General features: G+C 69.6%; 31 protein-coding genes. 25 read left to right on the top strand and 6 right to left on the bottom strand.

The window, feature by feature from the left end:
* Nucleotides 1–6: 6 nt before the first annotated feature.
* Entirely contained in the window at nucleotides 7–843 is an 837-nt protein-coding gene (locus LE181_RS17970; RefSeq protein ID WP_225662311.1) for a PaaX family transcriptional regulator, read from the bottom strand.
* Entirely contained in the window at nucleotides 836–2,476 is a 1,641-nt protein-coding gene (locus LE181_RS17965; protein ID WP_225662310.1) for an AMP-binding protein, read from the bottom strand. Before LE181_RS17965 ends, LE181_RS17970 begins: the two co-directional genes overlap by 8 nt.
* 139 nt (nucleotides 2,477–2,615) lie before the next feature.
* On the opposite strand from LE181_RS17965, the gene LE181_RS17960 reads away from it, so the two are divergent.
* From LE181_RS17960 to LE181_RS17950, 3 genes are all read left to right on the top strand, one after another.
* Nucleotides 2,616–3,917 carry an acyl-CoA dehydrogenase family protein gene (locus tag LE181_RS17960; RefSeq protein ID WP_225662309.1) on the top strand — a complete coding sequence of 434 codons (1,302 nt, stop codon included), beginning with the start codon at nucleotides 2,616–2,618 and terminating at the stop codon, nucleotides 3,915–3,917.
* A complete protein-coding gene (locus tag LE181_RS17955; protein WP_225662308.1) occupies nucleotides 3,914–4,312 on the top strand; it encodes a RidA family protein in 399 nt (132 codons plus the stop codon). Before LE181_RS17960 ends, LE181_RS17955 begins: the two co-directional genes overlap by 4 nt.
* Before the next feature lie 67 nt (nucleotides 4,313–4,379).
* On the top strand, nucleotides 4,380–5,003 hold the full coding sequence (locus LE181_RS17950) for a TetR/AcrR family transcriptional regulator (protein WP_225662307.1): 624 nt from the start codon (nucleotides 4,380–4,382) through the stop codon (nucleotides 5,001–5,003).
* 25 nt (nucleotides 5,004–5,028) lie between these two features.
* On the opposite strand, the gene LE181_RS17945 is transcribed toward LE181_RS17950, so the two are convergent.
* Both LE181_RS17945 and LE181_RS17940 read right to left on the bottom strand, forming a co-directional pair.
* Nucleotides 5,029–6,255 carry an FAD-dependent oxidoreductase gene (locus LE181_RS17945; protein WP_225662343.1) on the bottom strand — a complete coding sequence of 409 codons (1,227 nt, stop codon included), beginning with the start codon at nucleotides 6,253–6,255 and terminating at the stop codon, nucleotides 5,029–5,031.
* Between the two features lie 72 nt (nucleotides 6,256–6,327).
* Nucleotides 6,328–7,005 (bottom strand): histone deacetylase, encoded by a 678-nt coding sequence (locus tag LE181_RS17940; RefSeq protein ID WP_372458398.1) that lies wholly within the window; start codon nucleotides 7,003–7,005, stop codon nucleotides 6,328–6,330.
* A 665-nt stretch (nucleotides 7,006–7,670) separates the two neighbouring features.
* On the opposite strand from LE181_RS17940, the gene LE181_RS17935 reads away from it, so the two are divergent.
* The 4 genes from LE181_RS17935 (at nucleotide 7,671) to LE181_RS17920 (ending at nucleotide 10,510) form a co-directional block, all read left to right on the top strand.
* Nucleotides 7,671–8,606 carry a hypothetical protein gene (locus LE181_RS17935; RefSeq protein WP_225662306.1) on the top strand — a complete coding sequence of 312 codons (936 nt, stop codon included), beginning with the start codon at nucleotides 7,671–7,673 and terminating at the stop codon, nucleotides 8,604–8,606.
* Nucleotides 8,607–8,643: 37 nt separating this feature from the next.
* Nucleotides 8,644–9,198: a hypothetical protein gene (locus tag LE181_RS17930; protein ID WP_225662305.1), complete on the top strand. Its 555-nt coding sequence runs from the start codon at nucleotides 8,644–8,646 to the stop codon at nucleotides 9,196–9,198.
* A gap of 284 nt (nucleotides 9,199–9,482) precedes the next feature.
* A complete protein-coding gene (locus LE181_RS17925) occupies nucleotides 9,483–9,929 on the top strand; it encodes a GntR family transcriptional regulator (protein ID WP_225662341.1) in 447 nt (148 codons plus the stop codon).
* 11 nt (nucleotides 9,930–9,940) lie between these two features.
* Complete coding sequence (locus LE181_RS17920) at nucleotides 9,941–10,510, top strand: HD domain-containing protein (RefSeq protein WP_225662304.1); 570 nt, start codon at nucleotides 9,941–9,943, stop codon at nucleotides 10,508–10,510.
* Here LE181_RS17920 and LE181_RS17915 read toward each other — a convergent pair.
* Together LE181_RS17915 and LE181_RS17910 are read right to left on the bottom strand one after the other, a co-directional pair.
* A complete protein-coding gene (locus LE181_RS17915; protein WP_225662303.1) occupies nucleotides 10,498–10,971 on the bottom strand; it encodes an NUDIX hydrolase in 474 nt (157 codons plus the stop codon). The genes LE181_RS17920 and LE181_RS17915 overlap by 13 nt on opposite strands.
* On the bottom strand, nucleotides 10,968–11,738 hold the full coding sequence (locus tag LE181_RS17910) for a helix-turn-helix domain-containing protein (RefSeq protein ID WP_225662302.1): 771 nt from the start codon (nucleotides 11,736–11,738) through the stop codon (nucleotides 10,968–10,970). The genes LE181_RS17915 and LE181_RS17910 overlap by 4 nt, the downstream gene beginning before the upstream one ends.
* A 482-nt stretch (nucleotides 11,739–12,220) precedes the next feature.
* Between LE181_RS17910 and LE181_RS17905 the strand changes: the two genes are divergently transcribed.
* From LE181_RS17905 to LE181_RS17820, 18 genes are all read left to right on the top strand, one after another.
* Nucleotides 12,221–12,466 (top strand): hypothetical protein, encoded by a 246-nt coding sequence (locus LE181_RS17905; protein WP_225662301.1) that lies wholly within the window; start codon nucleotides 12,221–12,223, stop codon nucleotides 12,464–12,466.
* 93 nt (nucleotides 12,467–12,559) lie between these two features.
* Complete coding sequence (locus tag LE181_RS17900) at nucleotides 12,560–13,027, top strand: transcriptional regulator (protein ID WP_225662300.1); 468 nt, start codon at nucleotides 12,560–12,562, stop codon at nucleotides 13,025–13,027.
* A gap of 82 nt (nucleotides 13,028–13,109) precedes the next feature.
* Nucleotides 13,110–13,397: a hypothetical protein gene (locus LE181_RS17895; protein WP_225662299.1), complete on the top strand. Its 288-nt coding sequence runs from the start codon at nucleotides 13,110–13,112 to the stop codon at nucleotides 13,395–13,397.
* Nucleotides 13,397–13,876 (top strand): WhiB family transcriptional regulator, encoded by a 480-nt coding sequence (locus LE181_RS17890; protein WP_225662298.1) that lies wholly within the window; start codon nucleotides 13,397–13,399, stop codon nucleotides 13,874–13,876. Before LE181_RS17895 ends, LE181_RS17890 begins: the two co-directional genes overlap by 1 nt.
* Entirely contained in the window at nucleotides 13,873–14,076 is a 204-nt protein-coding gene (locus tag LE181_RS17885) for a hypothetical protein (RefSeq protein WP_225662297.1), read from the top strand. The genes LE181_RS17890 and LE181_RS17885 overlap by 4 nt, the downstream gene beginning before the upstream one ends.
* A complete protein-coding gene (locus LE181_RS17880) occupies nucleotides 14,073–14,726 on the top strand; it encodes a GGDEF domain-containing protein (RefSeq protein ID WP_225662296.1) in 654 nt (217 codons plus the stop codon). The genes LE181_RS17885 and LE181_RS17880 overlap by 4 nt, the downstream gene beginning before the upstream one ends.
* Nucleotides 14,723–15,994 carry a DUF2637 domain-containing protein gene (locus LE181_RS17875; RefSeq protein ID WP_225662295.1) on the top strand — a complete coding sequence of 424 codons (1,272 nt, stop codon included), beginning with the start codon at nucleotides 14,723–14,725 and terminating at the stop codon, nucleotides 15,992–15,994. Before LE181_RS17880 ends, LE181_RS17875 begins: the two co-directional genes overlap by 4 nt.
* Entirely contained in the window at nucleotides 15,994–16,374 is a 381-nt protein-coding gene (locus tag LE181_RS17870; protein WP_225662294.1) for an RRQRL motif-containing zinc-binding protein, read from the top strand. Before LE181_RS17875 ends, LE181_RS17870 begins: the two co-directional genes overlap by 1 nt.
* A 31-nt stretch (nucleotides 16,375–16,405) precedes the next feature.
* Nucleotides 16,406–16,648, top strand: a complete 243-nt coding sequence (locus LE181_RS17865) for a hypothetical protein (protein ID WP_225662293.1) — start codon at nucleotides 16,406–16,408, stop codon at nucleotides 16,646–16,648.
* A 5-nt stretch (nucleotides 16,649–16,653) separates the two neighbouring features.
* Nucleotides 16,654–16,956 (top strand): hypothetical protein, encoded by a 303-nt coding sequence (locus tag LE181_RS17860; protein ID WP_190107636.1) that lies wholly within the window; start codon nucleotides 16,654–16,656, stop codon nucleotides 16,954–16,956.
* 90 nt (nucleotides 16,957–17,046) lie between these two features.
* Nucleotides 17,047–19,215: a cell division protein FtsK gene (locus LE181_RS17855; RefSeq protein WP_225662292.1), complete on the top strand. Its 2,169-nt coding sequence runs from the start codon at nucleotides 17,047–17,049 to the stop codon at nucleotides 19,213–19,215.
* Nucleotides 19,216–19,355: 140 nt separating this feature from the next.
* A complete protein-coding gene (locus LE181_RS17850; protein ID WP_225662291.1) occupies nucleotides 19,356–19,607 on the top strand; it encodes a hypothetical protein in 252 nt (83 codons plus the stop codon).
* A 33-nt stretch (nucleotides 19,608–19,640) separates the two neighbouring features.
* Nucleotides 19,641–19,829 (top strand): hypothetical protein, encoded by a 189-nt coding sequence (locus LE181_RS17845; RefSeq protein WP_225662290.1) that lies wholly within the window; start codon nucleotides 19,641–19,643, stop codon nucleotides 19,827–19,829.
* Nucleotides 19,830–19,843: 14 nt separating this feature from the next.
* Nucleotides 19,844–20,452 carry a hypothetical protein gene (locus tag LE181_RS17840; RefSeq protein WP_225662289.1) on the top strand — a complete coding sequence of 203 codons (609 nt, stop codon included), beginning with the start codon at nucleotides 19,844–19,846 and terminating at the stop codon, nucleotides 20,450–20,452.
* Between the two features lies 1 nt (nucleotide 20,453).
* Nucleotides 20,454–20,624 carry a hypothetical protein gene (locus tag LE181_RS17835; protein WP_225662288.1) on the top strand — a complete coding sequence of 57 codons (171 nt, stop codon included), beginning with the start codon at nucleotides 20,454–20,456 and terminating at the stop codon, nucleotides 20,622–20,624.
* A gap of 62 nt (nucleotides 20,625–20,686) precedes the next feature.
* Nucleotides 20,687–20,911 carry a hypothetical protein gene (locus LE181_RS17830; protein ID WP_225662340.1) on the top strand — a complete coding sequence of 75 codons (225 nt, stop codon included), beginning with the start codon at nucleotides 20,687–20,689 and terminating at the stop codon, nucleotides 20,909–20,911.
* A gap of 25 nt (nucleotides 20,912–20,936) precedes the next feature.
* Nucleotides 20,937–21,404 (top strand): single-stranded DNA-binding protein, encoded by a 468-nt coding sequence (ssb, locus tag LE181_RS17825; RefSeq protein WP_225662287.1) that lies wholly within the window; start codon nucleotides 20,937–20,939, stop codon nucleotides 21,402–21,404.
* Nucleotides 21,405–21,490: 86 nt separating this feature from the next.
* On the top strand, nucleotides 21,491–22,426 hold the full coding sequence (locus tag LE181_RS17820) for a bifunctional DNA primase/polymerase (RefSeq protein ID WP_225662286.1): 936 nt from the start codon (nucleotides 21,491–21,493) through the stop codon (nucleotides 22,424–22,426).
* The last annotated feature ends 75 nt before the right edge of the window (nucleotides 22,427–22,501 follow it).

Genomic DNA, 22,501 nt, shown 5'->3' with positions numbered 1-22,501 from the left:
GTACGCCTAGGCCAGCCCCGCCGCCACGAACCGCCCCCCGGCATCGCGCAGCCGCGTGTGCAGGGCGCCGAAGACGCGGGCCGCCCGCCCCCCGGGCCAGTCCGCCGGCAGCAGGGCCGCGGGCAGGCCCGGGTCCGCGTACGGCAGGCGGCGCCAGGAGTCCAGCGCGAGGAGGTAGTCGCGGTAGGCCGCCTCCGGCGGCACCGGCTTGCGGCGGGCCCACCGCCGCAGCACCGGTTCGTGGGCCTCCAGGAACGCCCGGTGCTGCCGGGCCAGCGCGTCCAGGTCCCACCAGCGGGCCACCGCCTCCGCCGTCGGCTCGAAGCCCAGGTGGCTGCCCCGGAAGAGGTCGACGTAGTCGGCCAGCCCGAGGCGCTGCAGGGTGTGCCGCGTCTCCTCGTGCACATGGGCGGGGGCCACCCACACGCCCGGTGCCGCCGTGCCGAAGCCCAGCCGCGCCAGCCGGGAGCGCAGCAGGTGCCGCTTGTGCCGCTCCTGCTCCGGGACCGAGAAGACGGCCAGCAGCCAGCCGTGGCCCGGGCGGGCCGAGGGGCGGCCGTAGATGCGCCGGTCGCCGTCCTCCAGCAGCTGACGGGCGGCGTCCGAGAGCCCGTAGCCCGCGGCGCCGTCGGGCGTGCGGTCCGCGACCAGCAGGCCGCGCCGCTTGAGCCGGGAGACGGCGGACCGTACAGACGGCGAGTCCACGCCCACCGAGCCCAGCAATCTGATCAGCGCCGCGATCGGCACCGGGCCGGCGGGGGCGTCGACGCAACCGCGTCCGTACGCGCCGTAGAAGGTGACGATGAGGGACCGGGGGGTGTGGAGCGGTTGCTGGTCAGTCACGGGGAAACTGTAAAGCGCCCGCGCGCAGCCGGAATCGCTGCAGTTTGCCGGTGGGCGTGCGGGGGAGGGCGTCGTGGAACACGATCTCGCGAGGGCACTTGTACGGCACGATCTCCTTTTTGGTGAACTCCCGCAGAACCACCGTCGTTTCGGCGGTGCGCGGCACACCCGCCCGCAGGACCACATGGGCGACGACGACCTGCCCGCGGCGCTCGTCCGGACGGCCGACGACGGCTGCTTCGAGGACGTCGGGGTGGCGCAGCAGAGCCTCCTCCACCTCGGGGCCGGAGATGTTGCAGCCGGCCGAGATGATCATGTCGTCGGCGCGGGCGACATAGCGGAAGTGGCCGTCGGGGTCACGGATGTAGGTGTCGCCGGTGAGGTTCCAGCCGTCGCGGACGTACGCCCGCTGGCGGTCGTCGGAGAGGTAGCGGCAGCCGGTGGGTCCGCGCACGGCCAGCAGTCCCGGCTCGCCGTCGGGCGCGGGCCGCCCGTCGGCGCCGAGGACGCGGGCCTCGTAGCCGGGGACGGGCAGGCCGGTCGTGCCGGGGCGGATGCGGCCGTCGGCCGCGGAGATGAAGATGTGCAGCATTTCGGTGGCGCCGATGCCGTTGATGACCCGCAGTCCGGTGGCGCGGTGCCAGGCGTGCCACAGGGCGGCGGGCAGGTGCTCGCCCGCCGAGACGCATCTGCGCAGCGACGAGACGTCGTACGCGCCGAGCGTGTCCAGCATGGCCCGGTAGGCGGTCGGTGCGGTGAACAGCACGGTGACGCGGTGGCGTTGGATCCGCTCCAGCAGCTGCTCGGGGCCGCAGCGGTCGGCCAGCAGGGTCGAGGCGCCCGCACGCAGGGGGAAGACGAGCAGGCCGCCCAGGCCGAACGTGAAGCCGAGCGGCGGTGTGCCGGCGAAGAGGTCGTCGGGGCGCGGGCGCAGGACGTGGGCCGAGAACGTGTCGGCCACGGCGAGCACGTCGCGGTGGAAGTGGAGGCAGCCCTTGGGGCGACCGGTGGTGCCGGAGGTGAACGCGATGAGCGCGACGTCGTCGGCGGAGGTGTCCGACGCGGCGTAGAATGTGGGTTTTTTGGCCGCACGCCGCAGCAGGTCGTCGGATGCGCCGCCGCCGTAGAGCGTAATCCGTAAGTGTGGCACCGCCGCCTTGATCAGGTCGTCGGCCGATCGGGTGTCGCACAGTGCGTGCCGCACCTGCGCGATCCGGCAGACGGTGGCCAGCTCCTGCGGGCGCTGCGCGGCGAGCACGGTCACGGCCACCGCGCCGGCCTTCATCACCGCGAGCCAACAGGCCGCCAGCCAGGGCGTGGTGGGCCCGCGCAGCAGCACCCGGTTGCCGGGAACGACCCCCAGGTCCGTGGTGAGGGTGTGGGCGATCCGGTCGACGTGCGCCCTGAGTTCGCCGTACGACCACACTCTGCCCGAGCCGTCCCGCACCGCCGGACGGTCCGGCCCCAGCCGTTCCACCGTCGCATCCAGCAGCTCCGCACCGCAGTTGAGCCGGCCGGGATAGCGCAGGCCCGGGGAGCCCGGGAGGTCGAAGCGGAGATCAGGCCATTGGCCGGGGGCCGGCAGGTGGTCGCGCGAGAAGGTGTCGACGTGGGCGGACCGGTTGAGCTCCATCGCGGATGCGCCCCCTCGCGCCGGGGAGGAATGGGAGGTGAACGGGGGTCTTGCCAGCGACTCGGATGCACTGTCAGCGTAACGAGTTGGTGACGGCAGTCAACAGAGCGCGATAACTCACGCACGGGAGGCGGGCCAGGTGACGACACCGTTCACAGGGGACGGGGAGCAGCGCAAGTGGTGTGCGCAGCTGCGTGCGCTCGCCGCGGAGCGGCTGCGCCCGCTGGCTGCCGCGGGCGCCCCCGGGCGCGTCAACCGGCCGCTCGTCGAGGCGCTCGGCGAGCTGGGCCTGCTCGCCCGCATGCTGCCGGCGCGCGGTCCCGTCCGCGCCACCGACCTGTGCCTGATGCGCGAGTCGCTCGCGCAGGAGTGCACGGAGGCCGAGACGGCCCTCGCCCTGCAGGGCCTCGGCGCGTACCCGGTCCTGCGCTACGGCAGCCCGCAGCAGCGCGCGCAGTGGCTGCCGCCGGTCGTCGCGGGCCGGGCGGTCGCCGCCTTCGCGCTGAGCGAACCGGGTGCGGGCTCCGACGCGGCGGCCTTGGAGCTGCGGGCCGAACCGGAGCCGTCCGGGGGCGGCTGGCGGCTCACCGGCGAGAAGTGCTGGATCTCCAACGCCCCCGACGCCGACGTGTACACCGTCTTCGCCCGTACGGGCCCGGCCGCCCGTGCCGCGGGCGTCACCGCCTTCCTCGTGCCCGCTGACCGCCCCGGCCTCACGGGCCGGCCGCTGGAGATGCTGGCACCGCACCCCGTCGGCACCCTCGCCTTCGACGCCGTTCCCGTCGGCCGCCAGGACGTCGTCGGCGAGGTCGGCGGCGGCTTCCGCGTCGCCATGGGCACGCTCGACCTGTTCCGCCCCAGCGTCGGGGCCTTCGCCGTCGGCATGGCGCGGGCCGCCCTCCGGGCGGCGCTGGCACACGCGGGCGAACGCCACGCGTTCGGAGGTCCGTTGAAGGACCTGCAGGCCGTCTCGCACACGCTCGCCGACATGGCCACCCGCACCGAGGCGGCCGCGCTGCTGGTACGCGCGGCGGCCGCGGCGTACGACGCGGGCGAGCCGGGCGTCGCCCGGCGCTCGGCGATGGCCAAGCTCTTCGCCACCGAGACCGCGCAGTACGTCGTCGACGCCGCCGTGCAGATCCACGGCGCCCGCGCGCTCCGCCGCGGCCACCTCCTCGAACACCTCTACCGGGAGGTCCGCGCGCCGCGCATCTACGAGGGCGCCACCGAGGTCCAGCGCGCGATCATCGCCCGGGAGCTGTACCGGAACGCGGAGGAGCGCGAGGACGACCATGGGGAGGTCAGCGGGGAGGTCCATGGGCAGGTCCACGCGAAGGAGCAAGCGAAGGGGGATGTGAAGGAGCAAGCGAAGGAGCAAGCGAAGGGGCAAGCGCAGGACGACGTGCAGGACGACGTGCGGGACCAGGAGGCCGGCTCATGACGTTGCGGCGCGTCAACCCCGCCGGGCTCTGCCCGCCCTCCGGCTTCAGCCACGCCGTCACGGCCACCGGTGACCGGCTGGTCTTCCTCGCGGGCCAGACCGCGCTCGACGCCGGCGGCCGGATCGTGGCGGGCGGCCTCCCGGAACAGTTCGAGCGCGCCCTGGCCAATCTGCTGGCCGCACTGCGCGCCGCCGGAGGCGAACCCCGCCACCTGGCACGGGTGACCGTCTACGCCACCGACGTCGCCGCGTACCGCGCGTGCGCGCGCGAACTGGGGGAGGTCTGGCGACGGCTGGCGGGCCGGGAGTACCCGGCCATGGCCGTCGTCGGCACCACCCGGCTGTGGGACGCGCAGGCGCTGGTGGAGCTGGACGGGGTGGCCGTGCTGCCCTGAGCGGACGGCCCGGTGTACGGTTTGCTGCCGGTATGGGTCCGCAGACGAAGGTGAGGGTGGCGTTTCGATGGCTTCTCGCCGGAGTGCCGGGCCGGCCGGTCCGACCTTCACCGAACGCGCCCGGCGGCAGCAGATCGTCGAGTGCGCCATCGACCTGATCTCCACCAGGGGCTACCCGGCGACGTCGCTGGCGGCGATCGCGGAAGAGGCCGGCATCTCCAAGGCCGCGGTCCTCTACCACTTCACGTCGAAGGACAAGCTGGACCGGGCGACGCTGGACCACGTGCTGGAGCAGTTCTTCGCGTACGTCACCGAGCGCGTGGAGCGGGAGCGGGACCCGGTCGAGGCCGTCGTCGCCTACGTTCGCGCGATGATCGGCTACCAGCAGGCCAACCGCCGCCACGTCCGGGTGATCACCGAGATGCTGCTCGACGACGGGGGCGGCACGCGACTGAAGACGCCGGGCTCCCACGACACCCACGACCGCTGGCAGCGCCTGGCCCGCATGCTGGCCGCGGGCCAGGAGGCGGGCCGGCTGCGGGAGTTCGACACCCGGACCACCGCCCTGGCCATCGGCGGGGCGATCGACAACGTGATCTCCTACTGGCTCGTCCACCCGGACGTCGATCTCGACGCCGCGGCCGACGAACTGGTGGCCTTCACCGTGAACGCGATCGAGCGCCGGGGCTGACCCCCGTCCGGCCCCGGCGCTCCGCTCACCTCCGCGCGAACGCCGGCGCCCGCTCGGGACGTATCCCGACCCCGCCGAGGTATCCGGCGAGGACGGGAAGCAGGGGGACGCGTCGCATCAGCCGGAGGGGCAGCGGAAGCCGGCCGGGGTCGAGGGTGCCGGCGAGCACCGGTCGCAACAGCGCTTCGTGCTCCCCCTGTTGTGACTTCTGGGTGAAGGCCACTGGGAGCATGCGCCGCCGCTGGACCCGTGCGAGGTCCTCGCCGCGGACCGCACCGCGCCGCAGGGGCTGCGCGAGGATCCGGGCGGCGGCGACGGCGTCCTGCACCGCGAGGTTGACCCCCACGCCGCCCGTCGGCGACATGATGTGCGCCGCGTCCCCGATGCAGAGCAGCCCCGGCCGGTGCCAGCGCCGCAGCCGCCCCATGGTCACCTCCAGCAGCTTGACGTCGTCCCAGGAACGGATCGTGCCGGTCACCTCCTCGCCCCAGCCGAAGAGTTCACCGAGGCTGTCGCGGAACCACTGGACACCGCGGGCGCGCAGCCGCGCGTCCGCGCCCTTCTCGATGAGGTAGGAGGTCTGGTAGTAGTCGCCCCGGTCCATCGTGACGGCGAACCGACGGCCCCGGGTGCGCATGAAGACCCGGCCCTCCTTGGAGCCGTCGCGCTGGGCCGGCACCCGGACGATCCACACGTCCATGGGGACGTCCACGTAGTCGGGGACCAGCCCGGCCGCCTCGCGGACCAGCGAGTCGCGCCCGTCGCAGGCGACGGTGAGGTCGGCCGCGAGCTCGCCCGGCGTGCCGTCCTCGTCGACGTAGCGCACACCGGTCACCCTGCCCCCGTCGGTGCGCAGCCCGGTGACCGCGGTGCGCATCCGCAGGGTGAAGGAGGGCTCCTCGGCGGCGGCGGTCGCGAGCAGATCGAGGAAGTCCCACTGCGGGACCATGGCGATGTAGGGATGCCGGCCGGGTATGCGCCGCAGGTCGGACAGGGTGATGACGGTGTCGTCGCCGATGTGCATCCGCACTTCGTGCAGCTTGCTGGCCGGCAGGCGTGCGAACCGTTCGCCGAGGCCGAGTTCGTCGAGCAGCCGCAGCGTCGAGGGGTGGACCGTGTCCCCGCGGAAGTCCCGCAGGAAGTCCTTGTGCTTCTCCAGGACGGTGACCTCGATGCCCGCCCTGGCGAGCAGCAGCCCCAGCATCATCCCCGCCGGACCCCCGCCCACCACGCAACACGTCGTGCGCTCCATGACGATTCCGCTCCCCTCCGGGTGGCTGACCGCTCGGTCAGCCATCTAACCGAGCGGTCAGTCTACGCATCGTCACTTGCCGGGGAACAGGGCGGTGATCGCCTCCACGGTCCAGTTCCCCGCCGCGCCGGGCGCCCGGGAGAGGTAGGAGGCGATGGTGTGGTCGTCCCACGCGCCCGCCGTGCGCAGACCGGCCGTGAGATGCCGGAGGTAGGCGGGGGACGGACGGGTGGGGCGCACCGCCGACAGCGGCCAGGGGGCGGTGAAGGTGAGGACGGGCACGTCCTCCAGGTACCCGGGGCACACGAGCGTCTCGTACCGCCCCGGCCCCAGCACGTGCCGCCCGTCCCTGAGGACCACCGCCAGATCGAGGTCGCCGCCGGGCGGCTCGTACATCTCCTGGGCGGCGATGTCCCCGAACTGCTGCTCGGTGACGAGATGGGCGCACCCGCGGACCGTCCCGGGCGCCTGCGGGTCGTAGAAGGCCCTGCCGCCGGTCCAGACCGGCGACTCGGTGGCGAAGTACAGCGCCCCGGGCAGCTCGACCGGCACGGACTCCCGGGGCGGCGTCCGGTCACGGCTGCCCGGAAACCCCCTCCCCGCCCCGGGCGGCCGCCCTCCGGACAGGTAGTAACGCAGCCGCGCCGGGTCCATGTTGGACCCGTAGGAGGCGTACCAGACCATGCCGGGCCGAGGGGGCCGGCCGGGAGCGGCCGACCTGACGGGACGACGGGCGCTGGACAAGCTCACTCCGGGGAGGACGTCGTGCGGTGTCGTACGACGGCCCACGCGCGGCCCGGGGCGACGAATGCGCCACCCCGGCCCGCCGGGCCGTCAGATGTCCCGGATCTTACGAGGCGGGGGCCTGGCCTTGGGGGATGCCGGAGGGGGCCGCGCTGACCTGCGGCGGGGCTGTCGTTGGCTGTCGTCGTTGGCCGTCTCCGGGCGACCTCGGACGGCCCGGTGACGGCCCACGCTTGGTGTCGGCTCCCTCGCTACCGTTGATCAGCTTCGGTAGCTCTGTCTGTCACTGGAGCAGCCAAGCGCTTAGAAGGGGCTTGGCCGGTGGCGGAGCGCCGCTGGACCGGTCGGCAGGTTTTCTGCTTTGAGGAAGCCCGATGCCGCCAACCTCATCGTGTATTCGTCGAGCCCCTCTGTGGGGCGTGCCGCTACCCACCCTGCGGCTCAGTCGAGCTTCGTCCCCACCGCCTTGGCTGCCCTTGGCTTGCGTTCCGCCATGCTGCAGGTGGGACCACTTCCCTTGGTTCGGTCAACGTCGTGGCTCTCTGATGTCGACCGGGTCCTCGCACCGCTGCCAGAAGCGGTCCGAGTGTTTGGATTGGGCAACTTCGCATGCGTGATGGGAGCACACGCCGTAGACTCCACGCTCTAGGTGCGGCTGGCATGGGGGGACCATGGCTACTCGTGTGGGGACTGTTGCGTTTTTTGAGGTTGTCCGAGCAAAGGATGCCCAGAATGCGCGCATGGAATCAGTTGATTGGCAGTCGGCGCTGGCTGAACTCCAAGAGAAGCCCTTTGAAGATCGGATGTCGACCTGCAATCAGGATACATTCATCGGTCAGGCCGTTCCTTCTGATGGGCGACTTCATTTGCTGAGTGGCCGCATTGGTACTCGCGAACTTCAAACCGTGGATCTTGATCACGGGTACATCGAAGACCTTCGCCTTGAAGGAAACAAGGGGACAATTGACACCACGACAGCTTGTTTCCTCGATTACGGTAATATCGTTGGAGTTTTGCAGGGGAAGCCGGGGTCTCCGCGCGCCTCTGCGCTTCAGCGATGGATGAACTCATGCGGGATGGTGGATGAGGAGATCGCCTTGTGGCCGGTTATTGGTCACAACGTGTGGGATAAGCTCGAAAGGGCATCTGCTGTTCACAGCTTCGAGTTCAGCTATCGTCCCAGCCCGGCGATTCCACCTCCCGAGGGTGTAGGGCTTGCGAGTTTTGTGAGACTCGGGAGTTCTCGCTACCCCGATCATCGTATTACGCTGAAGCTTGAGACTCCCCGAAAGGGGGGAGTGGGTCCTGTCGCCAGGCTTCGAGGACACCGGCAATTACAGGGAGAAATTCAGTCGCTAATGGCGGATCTGGGGTACCTGGAAGGTCCGACAGGGATTGAGAGGGCGCGAGCTCAGGTGACCCTCCAGGAGGAGGACGGAAATCTAAGCGACGAGCCCTTGGACTTCATCAAGCATCACATCACGGCGAAATGCAGGGTGCAGGTCAGTCCCATGGATGGGCGGCCCCGCTACGAAGCGGCGGTCGATGCAATTATGCAGGTGGCCGCTGATCGGGAACGAGACCTACGAGCCGCTGTCAGTGCCTGACGGTAGAGTCTTCCTCCTCTGGTGAGGGGGTGGTGTCGTGTCGGTTCCGTGGATGCCTTTTCGGCGCCTAAAAGATGCATGGAGCGAAGTTCCGGCCCTTGACTGGGGCATCGTCTTAGTGGTTTCTGTGGTTCACTTTGTGATCTCGCGATGGCTGGATGGATCAGGAAGCATAGTTGACGGCCTAACGGCGGATCGGCGAAAAGACACCTATACGACAGTCGCCTCAATTTCTGCTTTGGTTGGTGGCTTCGGTACTGCGGCTATCGCTCAATATGCAAGTTCCCATGGTGCCGCCATGCAAGGGCTGCGAAGATATTTTGGTCACAGCCTGCGCAAGAATTGGTCAGGCGTCCTTACGGGGATGCTCCTCGTTTCAGGCGGGTGTCTGATTCTCCTGATCGTGGATAGCGGAGAAAGTATTGGTTTGGCCGGTTGGTTGGCAGAGGGGCTGTTTCTGTTCGGTGCGGTAAGGTCAATTCGATTGGTATGGCTATTCAACATGTTGATTGGTGTGTCTGACCGGGATGCCGTAGAACCAGAGAGATCACCTGCTGTCCGGGTGTCGAGTAGTTCGAGAAACAGGGAGTAACTCACTGCTTTAAGCAGATGAAAATCTGAGAGCGGGAGTGTCCTGCCTTGGGTGAGCATGCTAAGGGGCCCCATACGCTAGCCAGGCAGTCGGGCAGGCTCGCCGCCTGCCCGTATTCTGCCCGAGCGGCCCCTGGCCTTGCTCGACGCGAGCCCCGATAGCGGGACAGCCTTTAGGCGTCCGCCGTTCCCCCTAGCAAGAGGGGCTGGAGGATGGGCGACGTGCGAAGCTTGGGCCTGGAGGCCCCGGTGGGCGTCGGGGAAGGCGAAGAAGGGGGAGGCCGCGTGCCGCAGGCCAGTCCGCGGGGTACGTACTTGCAGATCTCGGAGTCGCTGCGCCAGAAGATTGAGGCTGGCAAAATCAGCGAGGCGTTGCCGTCAGAGGCAGAGCTGATGCGGACCTATGGCGTGGGTCGCTCCACGGTGGGGCGTGCGCTCAAGGTGTTGAAGGCTGACGGCATCATCGACTCTGTCCAGGGCGCCGGCTGGTACGTGGCAGGGACCGGCGACCGGCGGCCGCTCGTTGAGAGGGTCATGGACCTCCTCAGGGCCCAGGGTGTCGCGGTAGGCGACGTTTTCCCCTCTGAGAATGAGCTGTGTGAGAGGTTCGGTGTGTCTCGTACTGCGGTGCGTTCCGCGATCGCGCAGCTTGAGGGTCGGGGGCTCATCGCCATGGGCGCGAACCGCCGGCGACAGGTTCGCGCCCTGCCTGCAGAACGAGGGGACTCGTAGCCTTGAGCACCATGAACCTCACCGAGCGGGCGTATGGCCTGGCTGAGTCGCTTCTATCTGAACCGCTCCCGCGCCGCTGGGCGCACTCTCTCGGGGTTGCTGAGCGGGCCCGCTCGCTCCGGCTGATCCTCGGGGACGATGCTGGGCTGATGGAAGCTGCGGCGGTACTGCACGACATCGGCTACTCACCGCGGATCGCTTCCACAGGCTTCCACCCGCTTGACGGAGCCCGCTTTCTGCGTGATCAGGAAGGTATGGACGAGCGAGTCGTCCGCCTCGTAGCGCACCATTCCTGCGCTCTGCTGGAGGCGGAGGAGCGTGGCCTACGAGGGGAGTTGGAGTCTGAGTTTGAGCTGGAGCGGCCTCCCCTTGTCGATGCGCTGCTGTTCTCGGACATGACCACCACCCCGGACGGTGAGCCGACAACCTCCGAGGCGCGGGTTTCCGAGATCATCGAGCGGTACGGGCCGGAGACGATCGTTGGCCGCTTCATCCAGCAGGCCGCTCCCGAGATCCACGCGGCAGTGCACCGCGTGAAGAGCCGCCTGACCTCCGTTGCGAGTGCCGGTCAGCCGATATAGGGAGCGGTGCGCGCCTCGTCCAGGCCGTGAGTGATCCGGAGCCGCATGGACGGGTGAATGTCGAGTTTGTCGAGGTCTGCAGGGGAGATCCAGCGGACCTCTTTGGATTCGGAACTGGTCCGCAGGGTGCCGCCAATTGGGCGGGCGCGGAAGCAGATCGAGAACTGCTGTCGGACTTCTCCGTCGTCGTATGCCATGACGTGTTGCGGGTCTGTGTAGAGCCCGACGATGTCTTGCACGGCGACGGAGATTCCTGTCTCTTCCTCCACCTCCCGTATGACCGTCTGTTCGATGCTCTCCCCTACGTCGTGTCCACCACCTGGCAACGCCCACAGATCGTTGTCGGTCTTATGGATGAGCAGGACGTTTCCCTCCCCATCTCGTACGACGGCGGTTACGGACGGCACGACCGAATTCGCCTCAGGGGCGTTCGGGTCGCGGAAGTAGTCGATGCGGCTCATGCGGCGGCGCCTTCGTAGTCGGTGGGTGATGTGATCCTGCGCGAGGCTTCCCAGACGCGTTCCACGCTCTCGGCGTAGGTGTCGAATAACTCGCCCCCCGGAACCCGCTGGAGGTGCAGGACGGGCGCCATATAGGCGCCCACGCCGTAGACGTGGCCGTTCGCCAACAGCTCGTTGTCGCTACGGTAGATCGAGTTGTACAGGGTCGTGTCGTGGAGCCTGAACTCCACGCCGGGAAGCCGAAAGAGCGGCGCGTAGTTGAGTAAGGCATTTCGGATCTTGGCTGCCATGGATGACCCGATCCCCTCATCTTCACCCCGGACGGCCACGGCTGGGCTGTTGGGGTCACCCATCATGAATCGGACGGGGACTCCGGCAGTCGACTTCTCTCGTACAAGTCGGTGAAATCGGGGGTCCTCGGTCAGCCAGAAGCCCGAGTAGACCAGCACGTCGAAGTGGGTGGTGGCGTCGGCGTACAGCTTGGTCCACGCATCCTGCGGGACAACGGATCGGTGTGGGTAGAGCTTCAAGACCTCCGAATCGCTGGATGCGGTTACCTCCTCCGAGGTCCGCTCGTCGGGCCAGAGGTACGAGACCTCGCGCCGCAGCATGGAGGCGACGGCGTACTGGAACCGCCGGTAGGGCTTGCGCTTCGGTTCGGAGATCCAGCGCTCGACCGTCTTCGGGGAGACCCCGAGACGCTCCGCGACCTGCTCAAGCTTGAGGCCGCTCTCCACAATCGCTCCGCGAAGTCGCTCGTTCGCCATGCGGTCTCCCACGTCTAGGACGTCCTGGGACGACTTGACTGTAGCGAGCCGGGGTCAAGTCGTACATGCACGGAGTCCAACGTCCTGCGCTTCGTTGCCAAGCTGGTCATGTCGCTGATCGAGGGCGGCAGTTCCGACTTCTCAGACCTGAGGGTTGACGACGCGGACCTGACCTGCCACGGTGAGAGACATGTAATACATGCATCGCTTCCGGGCGGTGTGTGCGCACGGCAAAGGCGGCCCCGAGAGGGGCTGAGGGCACCGGCGACCCTTGGCAACCGGATGGCTTAGACCGAAAGGTCACGTCTCCACATGCCTACCAACGTGAGCGGGCTCCGTTCACGGAAGGAGACACAGCACTTGTTCAACCTGTTCGCAGGGCCTTCGGGCGCTGCGGCCGGTTGCCTCCCTCGCCCGTCTCGTACGGGCGGGGTTGAGGGGAGCCGGACAGCCCGGACGACCTCATCTCGGAAGGCACTGACATGGGCAAGTTCTTCGACAGCGTGTTCATCAGCACCGGGACCGTCCACGGTGGCCAGCACATGCGCACCCATCACGAGGACGGCACGACCACCACCGTCTCGTACCAGGATGGCCAGACCTTCACCACGGTCACCGACAAGGACGGCAACGAGCACATCACGTACGCCGACGGCAGCACCCACACCCGCTACAGCGACCCGCTGGACGTCTTGGACGCCGTGATGCGGGCCCGTCGCGAGCGCTGATCAGCCCCCCGCCCCAGGGCGGCCGGCAAGCCACCGGTCCTGATCGGCCGCCCCGGGGTATCCGAGCGTCACGTCATGAGAGGTACCGCCACCATGGCCGCCGTTTTCGCTGCTGCCTTCATCGCTCTGTACGTAGCGCACTCCGTTGGGGATCACTGGGTCCAGTCCTCCTGCCAGGCCGCGGAAAAGGGGTTACCGGGCTGGCCCGGGCGCCTCGCGTGCGCCCGCCACGTCTTCGGGCTCACCGTGACGAAGTGCGCTGTCCTCGTTCCTGTCGTCCTGCTGCTGCGCCTGCCGGTGACTGTCCTCGGGCTGGCTCTGGCGCTCGTGGTGGACGCGGGGACTCACTACTGGGCCGACCGTCGCACGACGCTCGCCTGGCTTGCCCGGGCCTGCGGCAGGGGCGAGTTCTACAGCCTGGGAACCCCCTCGCACCCCGCTGTGCCGGCCACGGCCACGGGGACCCCGGCTGCCCATCTTGGGACCGGCGCGTACGCCCTTGACCAGAGCTGGCACCACCTGTGGCTCGGGGTTGCTGCCCTGATCATCGCCACCGTCTGAACAGCTTCGCTTTCGGGGCGGTCGCCTCTCACCACAAGACCGCGGCCGCCCCGCTCCTGTCCCTTCGACTTCGGGAGAGACCATGCGTGCGTACGTCTGCGGCCAGGTGGCCGCGAGTATCGAGGAGTTCATCGAACTGGCCCTTGGCACCCCGCCCGAACTGTGGCTCGGGGTGGAGGGGGAGAGCAGCGAGGACCGTACCGCTCGCCTGGCGGCCGCACGGGACATCCTCGCGGATGACCCGGAGCTGGTGGACCGCGTGTCCGCCGTCGCCGCCCGTGCGATCGAGGAGCACACCCCGGAGCTGTTCACCGTTCGCCAGCTCCCCGCCCGGCCCGTGTCGCGCGGGGCCCGGAAGGCGGTGGCGTGATGTCCCGACGGATCACGGGAGCCCGCAACGCGGTCGACGGCTGTCGACGGCCGACCAACGGTGAACTGGAAGTCGACCTGACGCCCGACCCCGGGCTGCGGGGCGCGCTGTGCAAGGTGATCGAGCCAGAGATCTTCTACCCCGAGCCCGGAGAGGACGCCACGGCGGACATGGCTCGCGAGCTGTGCGGCCGCTGCCCGGTCCGGAGCGCCTGCCTGGAAGCCGCGCTGGCGGCGGAGGGCAGCGCCGTGGCGAACAAACGGTTCGGGATCCGCGGTGGCGAGGGGCCCAAGGAGCGGTACCTGATCTACCGGCGCCGTCGCCGGGTCACCCTGGGGGACGAGGCCACGCGCACATGCGGGAAGGCGGCGGGCTACCACCGGCACCGCCGGGACGGTGAGGACCCCTGCCAGGCGTGCCTGGACGCCTACCGCCAGCGCCGCAGCTCCGGCCGCGCCGGGAAGGCGGTGGCGGCATGACCTCCTCTCTTCCCCGCGTGAAGACGGCCGGTGGGGTGGTACTGGAGCGGCTGTTGGCTGAGCTGCGGGCCGCGCAGCCCGGTGGCGTGCTCGCCGAGCAGCGGCACCAGTTCCTCGACCTGGACCCGGACCTCGTCCGCGACGACTACACCCGGCCGGCCGCCCTCGGCGAGTCCAAGGACGAGGGGAGGCGGCCATGAGTGCTCTGCTGCCGGCAATCGCTGCTGCCGGTCCGCTGGCAGCCGGCTGGTCGCTGCACGTCCTGCGGCTCCGTAGCCGCATCGAGGTGGCACGCCGCGATCCGCTGACCGGTCTGCCGACCCGCGCGGCGTTCACGGAACAGGCAGTCAAGGCCCTGGCCGCTGCCCCCTGCGCCGTCTACCTCATCGATCTGGACCGCTTCAAGCAGGTCAACGACACCTACGGGCATGCCGCAGGGGACGCGGTCCTCCGCGCCGCGGGGGAGCGTTTGACCCGGTGGGCAGAGCTGAACGAGGGCACGCCCGCCCGGCTGGGCGGCGACGAATTCGCTGCCATCACCCCTGTACGAAGCCGCCAGGAACACACCTGGCTGCTGGAGGACCTGGCCCGGGCGATGAAGCTGCCGGTGCAGTTCGAGGAGCACTCGCTCACCGTCGACGCGTCCATCGGGTCGGTGGCCTACGACCCGCGAACGGACGAGGGTGACCTCCCGACGCTGCTGCGCGTGGCCGATGAGCACATGTACGCGGCCAAGCGTGCTGGCGCCCCGTGGCTGAACGCGCTGAGCGTTGAAGCGGCATGCGCGACGGTCAACGGCCGCCGCGCCGGCCGCCGGGGCGCGCAGCCTCCGGCAAGGGGGACGTCGTGAGTGATCTGGTCACGTGGCAGGAGCAACGCCGCCAGGACCGGCTTGCCGACCGCCAGCAAAGCCGGGAAGACCGTCGCCTGGAGCGCGAACAGGACCGGGCCGACCGGGCAGAGGCCCGCGCGGACAAGCGCCGGGACAAAGCCGACCGCGCCGAACGACGGCGTGCTCGGCGCGCCTGGCTGGTCGACAACGGGGCGCTGATCTGCACGGTCATCGTCATGCTGTGCGCCATCGTCCCGGCCTTGGCCTCACAGTTCCTCGCATTGTCGACCGCCGGGGTGGGGCCGCTGCTGGCTGCCCTGCTCTCGGTGATGCTCGAAGGCGCGGCCTGGGCAGCGACGCTGGGGGCGGCTCACGCCGCACAACGCAACGAGCCCACCGGCCGCTACCGCGCCGCAACCTGGACATGTGCCGTCATCGCTGCCGCAGTCAACGGCTGGCACGGCACTCACGACTACGGCCTATGGCTCGGCGTGGTCCTGGCCGCCGCGTCACTGTTCGCGGTCGGCATGTGGGAACTGCACCTGCACGGTACCAACGCCCCATCCCACGAGGAACGGGACAAGGCCCGCCACACACGCCGCCGGCGTCGCCACCACCGGAAGGTGTGCCAGATAGCCGACCGCCTCATCTCCGCCGCGCCCTACGGTGACTTAGGGGCGGAGGAGGCGTTCAGGGCCGCGTGGCAGGTCCATCACGGCACCACCCCGGGCCTTACCGCCGACCTGTTGTCCCACCGACTCACCGCGGAGGCAAGCCTCGGCGAGGTCATCGAGTCGGCCGCCGACACCACGCCCCAACGGGTCGCTGCCCGGCTCTGGTCGGGCTTCGACCACCCCCTGCCCATCCTCGGGCCCGTCTCCCCTCTGCCGATCGCAAACCAGGAGGAAACAGCGCCTTCCAGTGCAAAGCGATCTAGGGGTGACCTGCAGGAATCGACCCACAACCGGGCCGATCGAGCGGTCGATGAACCGACCGGATCGGCACCTGACCGGGTCCCGATCCGGCCCGCCCGATTCCCGCTCGACGGATGCGGTCGGCGGCGGCCGACTGGCCGTGTCCCGGAAGTGGCCCGCACCCCGCAGCCCTCGCGTAGCTGGGAAGAACTCCTCACCACCGCCCGCACGGCAACCGCCGAATGGGCGGACGAGGACCTGACGGCCGAGGCTCTGCGCAAGACCCTGCGCACCGCTCCTTCCCGCGCCCGGGCCTTGCGTGAGGCCCTCAAGGCCGAACGCAAGACCGGCCTTGCCCTTGCGGGGCCGTAATGTCTCCCGACTCCGGCCCGTGCCACGACCCGATCGACACCACATCGGAGCCACCCGCCTACCCCTGGCGCTGCGCCCCCGACGGGCTTGCTACCCGCCGGCAACTGCGTGCCGCCGGGCTGCGCCCCGGCGGCCAACCGGTCGTCGCCCAGCTCGAACGTCCTCGCCGCCGGCGCGGTCCGCTGGTCGCTTACCTCTATCGCATCGACTTGGCCAAGCCGGTCCGGCCGATGACCCCGGCCCGCTGGGCGGCACTGGCGAAGGCCAACGCCGCCCAGCGGGTCTGCCCGAACTGCAGGACCGACGCCGGATACCGCATCCCGACATCGATCGGCATGTGCGTGACGTGCGCCTATCCCGAGGAACAGTGCGCTGCCTGACCACCTCACCCGACTCCCAAGGAGAACCACAATGACCACGCAGACCGTCCACGGCAGCACCCAGACCGCCCAGCAGCAGGGTTCCCACCACTGGGTCATGACCGTGGAACTGCCCGGGCACATGACCTACAGCACCTACGGCACGTGGACCCCGCCGGCCGGGGCGACCCGCCACGACGTGTTCACGGCCATCAAGGAGCAGATAGCGAAGAACAACCCCGAGCTGGCCACGGCCAACGTCATGTTCTTCGCCCTGGAGCCCAACCAGCTCTGACGCTCATGAAACTCCGCTGGATCGGCCCTGCCGCCGCCATCACGGTGGGCGCCGTCGCTGCAGCTGATTACGCCTGGCAGCTCGCCACCCACGGTGTACCGGTTCTGATCAATGTGGCGTGCACGCTGGCCATTTACGCCACCGTTCATACGGCGGTGCGGCGGGCCGTGGACGAGCTGCTGGCGACCACGCACCGCTGTCCCGTGCCGGGGTGCCGCTTCCGGATACGGCTGGTCAACCCCGATCCGGGTGAAAGCCGCCGCTGGCAGGAGATTGCCGCAGCTCACCCGCTGCACCGCCATCACTGAGCCTTCGGGCTCCAATGCGGGGCCCAGCCGCATGCCGTCCAAAGCGCCGGCCAGGCCCCGCTTTCCCTCCCCGTACGGAAGGAATCGCAAGTGAACCACGTACCTGACCCCAACAATCAGGAAACGGACGCCCAGTTACCCGACCAGGGCAACGAGCCGGTCGCCGAGGTAGTCGACCTCGGCAAGGCCCGTACCGCCCGCACCGAGCCCGAACCGCCCGCCACTGCGGCTGACCCGGATGCGGTGGTCATGGTGGACGGCCCGGACGTGCCCGGCCCAGGGTTCCTGGAACGGCTGATGAAGGCCAAGCGCCGTCCGGTGATCCCCTCGTGGCTCAGGTCGCGGGCGGAACTGGAGACGGCAGCGAAGTGGGCCGGCAGCCACTACGGCCACCTGGCCGCCTACCACGCGTGGCGCTCCCCGGTCTACGCCATGCGCCTGGCCGTACAAGCCCCCCGCGGCACCGCCCGTTTCGTCGGCGACACCCTGCGGTGGGTCGCCGACGCCGAGGGCGAACCAGTGCGCCTGGCCGCCGTGCGGCGCGAGGACGCCGGAGAGTACCTGCGACTGTCGCGCCAGCGTGACGGGCGTGTACGCCTGCGCACGCTCGTAACGGTCCTGGCCTGCATCATTGGCTTGGGCGCCGCTGTGGCCCTGTACGTCCTGGCGCCGGGGTGGCTGCAAGCGGTATCGCTCAGTGCCTTGGTCCTGGCTCTCGGGGTGGCCGGCACCCCGGCCGACGCACCGGTCATCACCCGGGCCGTGGAGACGCCGAAGGCACAGAAGCTGACCAGCGACATCGTCCTGCGAGCCCTGGGTGCTCTGGGGATCACGGCCATCAACCAGGCACAGGCCAAGGGCCGGGAAGGCTTCACCTTCACCGCCCCCATCACCCGCGACGGGCCCGGCTGGCGCGCCGAAGGCGACCTGCCGTACGGCGTGACCGTCACGGACGTCATCGACAAGCGGGACAAGCTCGCCTCCGGCCTGCGTCGGCCGCTGGGCTGCGTGTGGCCCGAGGCGGTGCCCGAGGAGCACACCGGGCGCCTGGTGCTGTGGGTCGGGGATCAGGACATGTCCAAGGCCAAGAAGCCGGCGTGGCCGCTGCTGAAGGGCGGCAGCGTCGACCTGTTCAAGTCGGCCCCGTACGGCACCGATCAACGCGGCCGCTGGGTTGAGGTCACGCTGATGTACATCTCCGGCATCATCGGTGCGATCCCTCGCATGGGTAAGACGTTCCTGCTCCGTCTCCTCCTGCTCGTGGCCTCTCTCGACCCGCGGGCCGAGCTGCACGTCTACGACCTGAAGGGCACCGGCGACCTCGGACCGCTGGAGCGCGTGGCCCACAGCTACCGCGCGGGCGACGACGATGAGGACATCCAGTACGCCTTGCGCGACCTGCGGGCCCTGCGCGAGGAACTGCGCCGACGGGCGAAGGTGATCCGGGGCCTGCCGCGGGACCTGTGCCCCGAGTCGAAGGTCACCAGCGACCTGGCCAACCGCAAGGGGCTTGGCCTGCATCCGGTCGTGGCCGGTGTCGACGAGTGCCAGGTGTGGTTCGAGCACCCCGAACACGGCAAGGAATTCGAGGAGATCTGCACCGACCTCGTCAAACGCGGTCCCGCCCTCGGGATCACGCTCCTGCTGGCCACCCAGAGGCCGGACGCCAAGGCCCTGCCCACCGGCATCTCCGCCAACGCCTCGGCACGCTGGTGCCTGAAGGTCATGGGCCAGCTGGAGAACGACATGGTGCTGGGCACCTCCGCCTACAAGCGTGGCGTGCGGGCGACGATGTTCGCCTGGGCCGACAAGGGCATCCACTACTTCGTCGGCGAAGGCTCAGATGCCCGCATCGTCGGCTCGGTCTACATCGACGCCCCCACCGCCGACCTCATTGCCCGCCGCGCCTACAAGCTCCGCGAGGCCGCCGGCACCCTCTCCGGCCACGCCCTCGGCGACGAGCCGACCCCGGACGAGACCGCCACGTACGACCTGCTGCGCGACATCGCCGCGGTGGTACCGGCCGCGGAGCCGAAGGTGTGGAACGAAACCGTGGTGACCCGCCTGGAAGAACTCCGGCCCGACGTATACGCCGGATGGGCAGCCGAGCAGCTGACCGCCGCCCTGAAACCGTTCGGGATCGAGACAGTCCAGATCGGCCGCCGCGTGGAAGGCAAGGTCGTCAACCGCCGCGGCATCGTCCGCGCCGACATCGCCGCCGCAATCGCAGAGCGTGACGGAAACCAGGACGCTGGTTGACCCGGCGGGGCCGCTATCGCTAGCAGCACACCCCGCTAACGTTAGCGGCCCCGCTAGCACCCCACATATGCCCTGATCAGGCTGCTAGCGGATAGCGGCCTTCCCTGAGCGCGCCCCGAAAACCGTCCGGGAGGCCCTCCATGCCCTTCTCGCTCACCGCTATACCCGCCCTGCTGTTCATCACCCTAAGTTACGCCGCGCTGTGTGTGGTCAGCCCGTTCGGGACCTGCCGCAAGTGCCGCGGCTTCGGCTTCGCCATGACCACCGACCGCAAGGGACGCCCCAAGCGCGGCAAGCACTGCCGCCGCTGCGACGGCCACGGCATCCGCATCCGCGTCGGCCGCCACCTGTGGAACCGCTGGTCGCGCACCTACCGCGACGGCACCCGCTAACCGCCCCACGCCCTGCCTCAAGGAGGTCTCCTCATGGGCGTCACCGTCTCGCTGGTCGCTCTCTACGGCCTGGTCCTGCTCTTCCTGCTGCGCTCGAAGTCCCTCGGCTACGGCTCCGCGTTCATCGCCATCATGTTCGGCTTCTCCCTCGCCTCCACCGGCGCCGCGGGGCCCGTGAACGAGCTCACCACCGCTGTCGTCAACGCCCTCGGCAACCTCTGAGAGAGGCCAGGCCCGTGAACGAACCCATCGTCGCCCGCCACTGGCTCGCCATCGCCGCCCCGAAAGCAGGGCCGGCCGTAGCCACGTCCACCGTGCTCATCCTCGGCCGCATCTGGAACGCCAACGGCGCCGAACACTCCGTCGGCAACGCCGCCCTCATGGTCGTCCTGGCCACCGGCGCCGCGGCGGCCGGCGTCGCCTCCTCCACCGGCTGGGCCGGAGACCGCGTCACCGCCGGAACCGCGTTCGCCACCTCCGGCGCCCTCGCCCTGGCCGGAGTCGCCGGATACGCCGACGGACTCTCCCTGCCCCTGCTCCTGTGGGCCCTGGCCACCGCCATCGCCTACGGCATCGCCGCCCGCCACTGGCGCACCGACCGCCGCGAAACCGTCGGCTACCAGCGCCACACCACCCTGCAGCGTGAGCAACACGCCCACGTCGAACGCGTCGAAGCCCTGCGCGCCGGCGCCCAGATCGAAGTCGCCCGCGAAGGCGTCGCCTACGCCACCGCCCTCGCCCAAGCGCTCACCGCCCGGGCCGCGCTGCCCGGCTTCGACCCTGCCGCACTCACCCGCACCGGCCTGCCTGAACTCCCCGCCATCGACATCACCAAGGAGAGCTGACATGGACGTCGACCCGGAAGAGATCGTGACCGTGGAAATGTGCTGGGACAACGGCGGATGGATGCCGAACCTCTACAGCCGCAACGTCACCCGCCGCCAGCTCGCCCACCTGCTCACGAAGCTCGACGAGCTGGCGGACGCCACCGCCGAAGCCCGGAAGCGGACCGCATGAGCCGCCGCTCCCGCTCCCTGCCCCGACTGCGCATCCAGCGCACGCACTGACCGCGCCCGGCACTGGTCCTCGTCGACACGCCTCGGCGCGACTGCACGGAGTGCGACGGCGACGGTGGGACCGCCCACGACTACGGCGACCCGGAAACCGGCGAGTACGCCGGCACTGATTGGGAGCCGTGCAACTGCTGGAACCAGGCCCGCCGCTGGGTCCTGCTACCGCTGCCGCACCTGCCCCGCCGCCGACAGCGCCAGTGCACCGGCTACAGCGACGAACCGTCCTTCTGAAACCCCACAGATGAGGAGCTAGCTCATGTCCGTAGGCGAGACCCCGATCACCGTCGTCGGAAACCTCACCGACGACCCCGTACTGCGCTTCACCCCGGCCGGAGTGGCCATGGCCCGCTTCACCGTAGCCTCCACACCCCGCAGCTTCGACAGGGACAGCGGACAGTGGACCGACGGGACATCGATGTTCCTGCGGTGCACCGCCTGGCGAGCCCTCGCCGAGAACATTGCCGCAAGCCTCGGCAAGGGCAACCGGGTCGTCGTCACCGGCCGGCTGCGTCAGCTCGACTGGGACACCGACGAGGGGGAGAAGCGCTCCATGCTCGTCCTGGACGCGGACGACATCGGCCCCTCACTGCGCTTTGCCACAGCCATGCCCAAGCGTGCCCAGACCTCTGTTGCCCACGGCTCCGGCTTGGGGACGCCGGCCACTGCGGCTGCTGTGCCGCAGGCAGCGCCCTCGCAGCCTGCCTCCGACGGGCCCCCGTTCTAGACACGCCCGAGGCGGTCGCCTCTCACCACAAGACCGCGACCGCCTCGGCTCCTTGTCCCTTCGACAGAACCAGGAGAACTCCCAGCATGACCCACCCCACCCCGATTCCGCGAGTAGGCGCCGGCACGAACACCGACACCTACAACCCCCTGCTGGTCGAAGCCCTTCACGCTGCCGGGAACAACTGGCCTGTCTTCCCGCTCATCCCCGGCGACAAGCGCCCCGCCCTGCATGGTGAGGAGCGCTGCCCGCGGACCGGTGCCTGCGTGGACGGGCATGTGAAGTGGGAGAACCGTGCCACCACCGATCCGATCCGCATCGGCCAGTGCTGGCAGACCGGTGCATTCAACATCGGCATCGCCACCGGCCCGGCCGGGTTACTCGTCGTCGACCTGGACGTGCCGAAGGACAAGAGCATGAAGGGCATGCCTGACGGCATGACGACCTTCAAAGCGCTCTGCGAGCGCGCCGGCGAGCCGCTGCCCACCACCCACACCGTGCGGACTCCCAGCGGCGGCCGACACCTGTACTTCCACCCCCCGTGCAAGACCCGCCTCGGCAACACGGCAGGCAAACTCGCCCCGCTCATCGACACCCGCGGATGGGGCGGCTACGTCCTCGCCCCCGGCAGCACCACCGAACAGGGCACCTACGAGATCGTCGAGCATGCACCCGTGGCGCCCATGCCCAAATGGCTGACCGCCGCCCTCACCCCCCGGCGCCCATGCACCCCCGTGATGGTCCCTGCGCCGCGCAACGCCTCGGCCTATGCCACAGCCGCTCTTCGCAACGAGGTGGCGAACGTGGCGAACGCCCCTGAGGGCACGCGCAACCGCACCCTCGTCCGGGCCGCACGAGCACTCGGGCGGCTGGTCAAAACCGGCGACCTCACCCGCAGCGAGGTAGAGCAGGCTCTTAATCAGGGAGGGCAGGCGTGCGGACTGGGTGAACGCGAGTGCATGGCCGCGATCACTCACGCACTGAACTGGTCCATCGCCAACAACCCGGGCCTGGCCTCATGACCGGCCGCCCCACCACCTCCCCCATTAAGAGCCCTCTCCCGCCCACGACGCCGCGGGACCTCGCCACGGGGCCGA

The organism is Streptomyces sichuanensis (assembly GCF_020328095.1).
In the GTDB taxonomy this organism is placed as follows: Bacteria; Actinomycetota; Actinomycetes; order Streptomycetales; family Streptomycetaceae; genus Streptomyces; species Streptomyces cinnamoneus.
This window is presented reverse-complemented; position numbering and strand designations above follow the sequence as displayed.